We start from the raw sequence: 3,615 nt of genomic DNA on the forward strand, positions 1-3,615 counted from the left end.
CCTAGTCCAGAACGATTAAGAATCTTTTCCAGCCTATAAACAAAACGATTCCACCGAACTATGTCATGGATTTTATCAAGTTTACGCTTTGATTCGGGCATTTGGGTGATAAATAGTTCGGCTAAACAACTCATTGACGGGCTCCTTCGATCAATAAATAAGCCCTATTTTAACCTATTATTAAATTATATCAATAGGTTATTGATGATTTGTTATGCAGAGATTTCTAAATTAGAAATTCCTTAAGAGATGCTAGTTTCGTCACAAACATTCGACAACTGTTTTACTTCCGGAGTAATATGTACGATGTAGTTAAAAAATACCCTATAAGGCGGAAACATTCAGAAATCACGCAAGTTTCTAAGTTTTCAAATAACTTACTTTAAAAGAAAAACCGGGTACGAGCACCCGGTCTAAAGTATCAGGGAGGCTTTACGTCTGGGAGATGTAGGGCTTCTAAACTTACCTTTAACCAAGAAGGCTAACGGTATTTCAAAATACTCAAACTTTAAATAATTTTGCAAAAGTTGCAGATTACAGAAAAAACAAAAATGAAAAGACTCTTTTTGAACTTTCATCCGAAGAGAGTTTATAAGGTGAGCTGTAGTAGTAAAGATTTGAGCCGAAAAACACTGTTGCAAATCCATATCTATATCTGCAAAACACCCCTCCTGCTTGGTTAAAATGTTAATTTTACCTATCATAGCCACGTGATTTATTTTGCTCCTGCTGCTTAGCGACATAATCTTTCAGTTCCCTGGTGAGCGTTGGATTGTATGCATCTAAATCTTGCCTGAAGGAAGCGTCTTTCGTGAACAATGACAAGTAAAAACTTAGTTCTTTTCGTGCGTCATCGGCAAGTGATGAGTTTTGAAAGATTTTTATCTCCTTGAGCATATCTTCCATATAAGGTGCAATTTTTTCAATTGAGGAGGTTTGAGAACGAGGGGTTACTTCTTTCTGTATTTCCGGTTTGTGTATTTCCGGAACATGCGACAACTTCGGATCGTGATATTCTGTCACGTAGTCTCTTACTCCTTGGATTCCTTTCTCTTTTAGGAGATCATTAAAATCATGTCCTGGCTTAAAGGGCTTAATAACTGTTACGACTCTATCTTGCTGCTCCTTGAATTGATTTTGAATTTTTTCCAGAATTTTATGAGTCTGTGAATTAGCTTTGTGAGCATCATTATCGGCACAAATGATGATTTCTTTTCCTCCTTGATAGTTGCCGATGTTATAAATCCCAAGGGAAGCAACAATCTTGCCACTAACGCCAGCCTCTTTAATAGAAAGCGCCGTTTCAACACCTTCCGCAATGAACACCCTGTTATTATCCTTTGGAGCATCTTGGAGCGTTACAAAGGAGCCCTTTGCTACTCCGTATTGAATCTTATTGAGCTTTTCGCCACTCATACTCAGAGCCCGTTTACCTTGCTCATCAAGTTTCGTTAATTGAGCAGATCTTAACTCACCATCTTTATTGTGCCCAAATGCTGCAAAGCAGTCATGCTTTAGGTCCTTACGTTCTCCTTTGTACATAAATTCTGTTCCCTTTGGGATAAATCGCAGATCTTCCGATAAGGATTCTTGAATGCCACGTTCATGGCGTATGTAGACTTCCGCTAACGTGTTTTCAATTTGCTTGGATTTCATCTGCAATTCAAGAATCGCATTAAGGCGCTGAGCAACCTCTTTCGTGTGATCTATTTCTGTTTGCCTTTGTGCCTGCTCTCGAGATTGTAATGAAGGTAATCGTGATATTTTGTGACCGGCTTCTACATTTAACAACTTGGATAAATAATCAACCGACTCCTTAAAATCTTTTCCTTTTTCCCGCCCTATCAGTTTAAAAATGTCACCCCCTTCATCACGTTCAAAATCCTTCCATAAACCCTCACTGAGGCCTGCAATGTTCACAACGATGGATCCTTTTTGCCCAAACCGTAAAGAAGACTTTGTACACATACGGGCATTTGGTTCTCCTAATAAATCAATCGCTATGTCTCTGTACCTCCCACGAGCCATTTCGAGAACTTCCCTCGTGGGCACGAATGATTTAATCTCTGCGCTTTTTTGAGTGTCCCTCTTAGTATACCCTACATGCTTTTGCAGACGAGATTGAATGTCTGGTCGCATACGATTCAGGACAGAGACAGCAACCTTATTTCTTGTGAGATGTTGGGCATTTTCATTACGAGCAGTAAAGGCTGTTTGCCACTCTTCTTTTAAGGAACTTCGTTCCTCAGCTGTTTTAAGTCTCATACTCTTCCAAAGACGTGCGGCTTCTCTTGAAGAATCTAGATACTTTTCTATAGGGTAATAAATAAGGACTGGATTGATTTTTGACGAAATCTCTCCAGACTGAACTTTTGCATAGAGGGCGCTATCGAAGGTGACTCTGTTTACATCAAGCCCTGCTTGCTTTGCAACTCTGTAATCTTGTGGATTTTTAAGAATTTGTTTAAGTTCTATTGCTTGTGATCCTCGTGTTTCAATACTTTTAGCTTCATTATAGGCCTCTACTTTGCCTCGTACTTCTCCATTAACGGCATGCTCCAATAGTTTTCCTTCTTTGACGCCCAGAGTATCAAAAAATGCCTGGTACTTTTCTGGAGTCTCAACAAGTTTTAACGCCAATGTATCCCGCTTGACCTGTTTTTCCTTAAACCGCTCTTGCGTGATAAAGGTTTTTGAGACATGTGCTTCAATGCTTGGTCGATCTTTAAGCCGGCTATAAAGAGCAGCTGCTTCATTCCGTGCCTCTGTATACGCCTTCACTACATTGTAACTTTCCTTTTCCTGCAAACTCAGACGCTCATAATAGAGATTCTCGTGCTGTGATCTTATATGTGCCTGCGCATGCGTTTTGACAGAGGCAATATACACGCGATCGTTTTGGCTGTGAGAATTACCCCAGTAGTCTTTGAGAGAATCGTCTCTTTTTTCCACTCTCAAGAATGGATAATAAAGCCGTGGATTTTCTTGTATTACGGACGCAATAGAGTCTCTTTCTGTCTTTAATTCTTTGTAATCTTTATAGAGAGGATGGGATTTTGAAAGCACTCCTGGATGTGTTGTGGAAATCTCCTGCCAAAGAGCGCTCGTTTTACGTGTTAAATCTATATATCCTTCCACTTGAATGGAGGCACGATGTTCCATATCTGAGAGAAGTCGAGGACGCTGGCCTGCATCTACTTCCAAGACGTCTTTTCTTATTCCCGACAATCGTGCGTAAGGTGTATGCTCGTCCCACTTATCTAAAATGCTTTGAGCAACACGTTTCTTTTCCTCAAAACATACTTTGTATGCCTTATAGGATGGGTGTACGTAAAGGGGCTGTGACGGCTTGAGGGTTCCTTCCATCTCTTCACGAATTGTCACAGCTTCCATCATGAGATCCCGATACTGCTGTACGCGCTCTAGAAAAGGCTTTTGTGAGTCCGATACTTGATAATCTTGAAGGGTGTCTTTAAAAGCTCCTCGACTGACTGTATCAATAAAATCCTTAAAGTCGATAAATAGCTCGCGATTGACGTATACCCGTACATCGTGACGGTGTCTTGTCATGGCAACAAGAAGACTTGCGGGGTCGAGACACGGATCAACAGATAC

1 protein-coding gene is annotated in these 3,615 nt (G+C 40.4%); it reads right to left on the reverse strand.

Annotation, left to right across the window (positions count from 1 at the left end; genetic code table 11):
* Window positions 1-693 precede the first annotated feature (693 nt).
* A partial coding sequence (locus tag HOL16_02455) for a hypothetical protein (GenBank protein MBT5389556.1) occupies window positions 694-3,615 on the reverse strand: 2,922 nt, incomplete at its 5' end.

It is taken from the genome of Alphaproteobacteria bacterium, from assembly GCA_018662925.1.
Classification (GTDB): domain Bacteria; phylum Pseudomonadota; class Alphaproteobacteria; order 16-39-46; family JABJFC01; genus JABJFC01.